The sequence below is a fragment of the bacterium genome (assembly GCA_026416715.1).
Taxonomy (GTDB): domain Bacteria; phylum UBP4; class UBA4092; order JAOAEQ01; family JAOAEQ01; genus JAOAEQ01.
Genome location: JAOAEQ010000043.1, coordinates 1 through 6434 on the forward strand (window position 1 = coordinate 1; position 6434 = coordinate 6434).

At 41.2% G+C, this 6434-nt stretch carries 3 protein-coding genes; all 3 read left to right on the forward strand.

The features are described from left to right. The first annotated feature begins 133 nt into the window (after positions 1-133). Positions 134-2989, forward strand: coding sequence for a fibronectin type III domain-containing protein (locus N3A72_12275; protein ID MCX7920352.1), 2856 nt, complete (start codon positions 134-136; stop codon positions 2987-2989). A 55-nt stretch (positions 2990-3044) separates the two neighbouring features. After that, positions 3045-5477 carry a hypothetical protein gene (locus N3A72_12280; GenBank protein ID MCX7920353.1) on the forward strand — a complete coding sequence of 811 codons (2433 nt, stop codon included), beginning with the start codon at positions 3045-3047 and terminating at the stop codon, positions 5475-5477. Between the two features lie 256 nt (positions 5478-5733). Next, on the forward strand, positions 5734-6434 hold a 701-nt coding region (locus tag N3A72_12285), incomplete at its 3' end, for a hypothetical protein (protein ID MCX7920354.1).

The window sequence follows — 6434 nt, forward strand, 5'->3', positions numbered from 1 at the left end:
GTTTAGCCCAGCATATAATGCTGGGAAAAATAGACGGTAATATTGTAAAGTCCCGCTAGGGACGGCTGAATCTTATCATTGATTACGCAAGCAAATCGTGATAAACTAATTTAAAAATAAGGAGGTACCATGTATGTTTAAGATAATATCACCGTATATATTGCATATATTTTTGTGTTTATGTGTATCTGTAGGAATAATAAATTGCAGTTATGCAGGAACAAACACGGTGCCGCTGGTATTCTATCAGAACGGTGAGATAAAAGTTGTTGAACGTTCGAATTCAGCAGTGTTTGGTGAGAAAGCAGCGGTTGTCGATACTATGTCGCTGAATAAAAAAGCGAACGATATTTTAACCGCACTTATTGCCGGACCAACTGTTGATGAACAGAAACAAGGATTAACTTCAGCGATTCCTCCCGGAACAAAATTACTTCGAGCTGAAGTGGTTGCTCCGCGGATAAATATTACCCTATCGAAAGAATTTTTTCATAGTCAAAAACCGTTTGATGAAGTATATGAATATGTCAATCATCAAATTATTAAAACCTTTACTGAAGAAACGAATCTGAAAGAATTTTATATTTATATTGAAGGGGAAGATGGAGTCATTCGGCTCGGGGATGAATATACTATCCCTGGAAAAGAACGATTACAGAAACGTGCATCAGGTGAATTGTTTCAACCGAGACTAAAATCGCTCGCTGGAGTTGTTCAGCCGCGAAGTCCAAATATCCAACCGAAAGGGCAATTAACTGGGATTCGAGTCGGTATCAATGCCGGGCACGGCTGGTGGTATTCTCCTGGATACTGGGCGCTACAACGTGGTGTGATGTATGGCGGGTATATCGAAGATATGGGGAACTGGGAGCGATGTTTGATGCAACTTGCGCGATATTTATGGAACGCCGGTGCGGAAGTATATCCGTCTCGTGAATGGGATAATAATACGACTGAAGTAATTGTGAATAATGATTCTGGTTCACCGTGGTATACCGAAACTGGAACATGGACTACCAGCGGTACAAACGGATATAATTCTACCTACCGTTGGGCATCAACCAACACATCATCAACCACGGCGACCGCTATTTGGCAAGCGAATATCCCACGCACGGAATACTATGCGGTATATCAATATAGTCGTCCGGGAAGTAATCGGGTTTCTGATGCGCAGTATATTATCAATCATAGTGGCGGACAGAGTGTTGTTTATGTCAACCAGAAAACGAAAACGACTACTGACCCACGTTGGATTTATATCGGGACATACCATTTCAATGCTGGAACCACCACAATTATTCTAACCAATTTTTCGAAAGATACGTCCGGGAGTGTCGTTATTGCGGATGCGATTCGGTTCGGAGGCGGAATTGCTTCAACAGCGTATGCGATAACAACGACCAGTTCAGCAATGAATAAACCGTGGTGGCAAGGTGCAGCGAGTTATTATACCAAATATATCGGGGCACCAAGTTCGGTTTATAATTATGGTTCAGCGGAAAATAGTTGCGATTGGTATAGTCGTCCGGGACATGCGGTTTGGGAAGATTGCGATTGCTATCTGATGGTACATACGAACGCATTCAACGGTAATGCGCACGGTACGGTTTCCTATAAACATACATCGGATACTATTCTGCAAACTTATCCGTTTACGACTACAATCCATTATCAAATCATCCGTGATATTCGCGCGTTATGGAATTCGAGTTGGTATGATCGCGGAATAGCGACTGGTAGTTATGCGGAAATAACCCGTATCGCCAGCGCGGGAATACCCGGAATAATGATGGAACTAGCATTCCATGATGACACCACCAGTTCGCAATTAGATAATTATCAACTGCGGAATCCGAAATTTAACGATATAATATGTCGCGCGATATATAAAGGGATTGTTAAATATTATTTCGGAAGTAATGCGATAATCTCACCATTACCACCGAAAAATTTTAGAGTTCAGAATGTCGGTGATGGCACCTTGCGTTTAACCTGGTCACCACAAACTGACCCGCTCGAATCAACTGCAGTGGCGACTGCATATCGGATATATCGTAGTCTGAATGGGAAAGGATTCGATAACGGTACGGTTACCAGCGCAACTACGATCATTATTTCCGGTCTTTCCGCAGATAGCGTCTATTATTTCCAGGTATCAGCGTTCAATGCTGGCGGTGAGAGTATGCCGAGTGAAACACTTGCGGCGCGAGTTAGAGCTTCTGGGAAAGCGTCAATACTGCTGGTGAATGGATATACTCGGGTTGATACCAGCGTTGGTATTGACCGCAGTGACCCGTATAATCCGAAAGTTAACCAGACATTCGATTATTTGATTCAGCATGCACAAGCGATAGCGAACGCAACAACGAATACTGGCGGTAAATTCTATTTCGATTCCGCAGCGAAAGAAACGGTTGGACTTGGTTTCGTGCAGTTAACTACGTATCGTATTGTTGATTGGCTAGCAGGTCAGCAATCATCAGCGGATTCAACATTTACTACTGCGGAACAAGTGCAAGTGCAGAATTTCCTAAATAATCAAGGGCGGTTATTTGTTTCTGGAGCGGAAATCGGATACGACTTGATAGCGAACGGAAATTCTACAGATAGCACGTTTTATCGTAATTATTTGAAAGCGGATTATGTAAACGACGATGCGAATGTATATGCGGTTAACGGAACTGCGAATGGGATATTTAACGGATTAAGTGGAATAACGTTTGATAACGGAAGTCAAGGGATATATAACGTTGCGACTCCTGATTCGATAAACGCATATAGCGGTAGTTCCGTTACGTTAACTTACGCTGGAACTGCTTATAATGCCGGAATCGAATATAAAGGAACCTATAAACTCGTGCATTTCGGATTTCCGTTTGAAGCGATATATCCTGTTTCGAGTAGAAATACCGTAATGCAACGAATTTTAAGTTACCTTGATGCTGACCCGGTACCGGTCGAATTATCGAGCTTTGAAATTCGCTAAAATACAGACTAGCGAAAGTTTTGCAGTTAACTTTCTTTTTTCAGGGAGGTTTACTATGAAAATAAGAATGATACTATACAGTTTCGGATTATTGTCAGTAGTATTAACATTATCATTTGCAACGGTAACCCAAGACCGGCAAGGGATTGAACGGTATCAATCTGACCCGATAGCGGTTCGTTCACTGCATCCAACGTTCGATATGTTCCCTGATTCATCGTTAATTGATTTCAGTTATTTACTCGACCCGCCCGCCGGTAAATTCGGTCCGGTATATGTCGGTAAAGACGGGCATTTCTATTTTAGGAATAGCAATAAACGGGTTCGATTCTGGGGCGTTACCATAGCGGCATCACATGTTGATATTCCAAAAGAACGGATTAAACAGGTAGTTGAGGTTATTGCGCGTGCGGGATGTAATCTAATTCGATTGCATGAACTTGATAATCGCGGCGGTGAACAGTATAACCTTGTTCGAAGAAATATCATTGACGAAGCGTATCCGAACAATAATAATTCCCGCCATTTCGATAAAGAATACCGTGACCGAGTAGATTATTGGATACATTGCGCGAAGCAAAAAGGGATATATGTTTATCTTGTTGTTCGTGGGTATCGGACGTTTCGTTCAGGTGATGGGTTAGAGAACGCAGATAAACTCGGTCGCGCAGCGAAACCGTATGCATTTTTCAATCGCCGGCTAATCGAGCTACAAAAAGAGTATGCTGAAGAGTGGTTAATTAACCATATCAATCCATATACCGGTTTAGCTAATGGGAAAGATCCGGCGGTAGCGTTAATCGAACTCGAAAATGAGGATAGTCTGCTCTTTAACCCTGGGGGATGGAATGAAATGGTTGAACCATACCGCACCGAGTTTATTACATTATGGAACGATTATTTAATTAAGAAATACAAGACCACCGAAGCGTTGAAAAAAGCATGGACGAATGCAAAAGGTGAATGTTCATTACAACCGAATGAATCGTTAGAGAAGAGAAATATTGGATTACCATCGATGCCAATGCGGAGTTTAGATGAACTTCGGAAAGCGTCTGATGCCGACCCGAAAACTTCTCCATTGCGATGTAATGATGGTGTTCGATTTGCGGTAGAATTGCAACGGAAATATTTCGCTGAACTTCGAGATTTCTTGCGGGCAAAAGGGTGTGATAAACCATTTACGGCAGTGGTAAATAGTCAAATAACACCGGATACGTATTCTGTCGCACAGGAATTAGATTTCATCGGAGAAAATGCGTATCTCGACCATCCGTCGTTTACTCCCGGCAAGGAATGGGTTGGCCTTTCGTCATTCAGCAATAAAAATTATATCAAAGAATCAGGGAGATGGTCGTTAGCGCCATATATTGCACAATATAAATGGGCAAATAAACCGCTGGTGGTTAGAGAATGGGCGACGTGCTGGCCTAACCGATACCGGGTAAGCAGTATTTTCGATATTGCGGCATACGCATCTATGCAAGATTATGATGGTTTAATCTATTTTTCATATTATACCTGGGGTGACCCTGACCATATTTCACCATTCGGTTTACAAGCCGACCCGACGCAATGGGGATTGTTTGGATATGGCGCGAAATTGTTTACTCAAGGTGAGGTTAAAGCAGCTGAACAGATTCTTGAAGTTCAATATACCGATGCTGACCTCTACACTTGGGGTTCGTATATGAATGATGTATATACACTAGCGTGGACGAATAGAATGCAAAATGCGGTAACGCCGCCTGTTAAGCAGTTCAACGTAACTCCTCTTCCAACCCAGAGAGCTACTTTACTAAATTCGGCTGAAAATAATTCGAAAGGTATCTCTGCAGATTCTACGGTATCGCCGGTTGTCAAGCAGTTGAAATCGACTACCGGTGAGTTATTCCGCAATACCGAAAAAGGGTATGCGACAATTAATACGCCAATGTTCCAATGTGTCCAAGGAGAGTTAGAAAAATATAATGAATACGCACTAGATAATTTGAAAGTTATCTCCGCATCAACCGTAGCTTCAGTAGTCGTTACTTCATTAGATAAAAAATCGTTATCAGAATCAGACCATTATGTACTTAAAATGGCAACGATTGCATTAAACCGGGGGGAAAACTTAGTTCCTGTAACTTCCGGTGAAGCAATCGGGAAAAATGTTTTAATGAACGGAGGTTCTGCTCCGGTCCAAACTTGGGGGAAGCCGGTTGAGAAACCGACCCAGATATTTTTAAACGGGAAACCATTACTTGATGTATATTTAGAGAACGGAACGTGGGAGCTGGAAGTAGATTTAATAAAAAATGAATATCGCTTCTTCTGCGACACTCCGAATACCAAAATAACGTTATATCCAATACAAGAACAAAAATCGCAATGGGTAATGCAAAAATATTACTATGAATTTCCGCCAGATGCGCCAGTGCCAATTGACTCCACATTCATTTATCCAGGGTTTGCCAAGTATATCCGAATTCAAGCGAAACCGTAGAATCGAAGTTATGGTTAGTTTAAAATTATCTATAGTTAACTGCGAAAGTGAAGTATCGCTGTCGGTGAGTCGGTTGATAGCTATATCAACTGACAGCTAGCGGTATCTTAGTGAACTGACTTAAATCGTGATAAACTGTATTTAGGTAAAAATTTTTCATATACTTTATCCGATTACATTGAGAAAAAAATTTGTAATTGGTAAAAGAAGTTTTACCATTCAATCTATGCAATCTTTTTTTAGAAAGGAGTTCGCTATGAAAAAAATAGCTATTTTTGTTGTAGGAACATTTTTTTATTTTTCGATAAATAATTTAGCTTTTTCGATTGCACCATTCTCTTCATCAGACACAACGATAACGATCACGTATATCGTAAAAGGGGAAGTGCATAAGTTCACCCGTTTTTTACCAAGACCGCCGGCAAATGAACAGGAAAAAATCATTGCAATATTAAAAAAGTTTATTCAAGGACCGAACGTAACCGAATTGAAAAAAGGTATAAAATCGGCGGTGCCTAGTCAAACACGGATTACTAAAATTGAAGTTGGCAAGAATAACCATATCTTTTTCCATCTCCGTATTCCGAAAAAAAATTTGAATCAGTTGACAGTAACACGATGTGATGATTTCTATGATAGTTTGAGCAAGACATTATATGGTATTGCGACATCGTATAGTGTAACTGTCCTCGTATTAGATGAAGTTAGTGGTCAATATAAACCGTTATCTGATTTTTTACCGCCATTACCGCCGCAACCCAAAAAACCTGACCAGGAACAGCCGGAGTCAAAAAAATCTATTCCACCGATTAAAGAAGCGCAAGGATATCCTGCTGGATACGGACAGGGTCAACCGACCGGCGCATTAACTGGGAAAACTGTGTTTATCAGTCCGGGTCATGGTTGGTATTATGACGGAGGAACGTATAGCAATTCAACCTGGAAAACCCAACGTGA

Bases quoted from the DNA above. Each gene is read 5' to 3' on its own strand.
- N3A72_12275 (MCX7920352.1), top strand. From the start codon at position 134: ATGTTTAAGATAATATCACCGTATATATTGCATATATTTTTGTGTTTA.
- N3A72_12280 (MCX7920353.1), top strand. From the start codon at position 3,045: ATGAAAATAAGAATGATACTATACAGTTTCGGATTATTGTCAGTAGTA.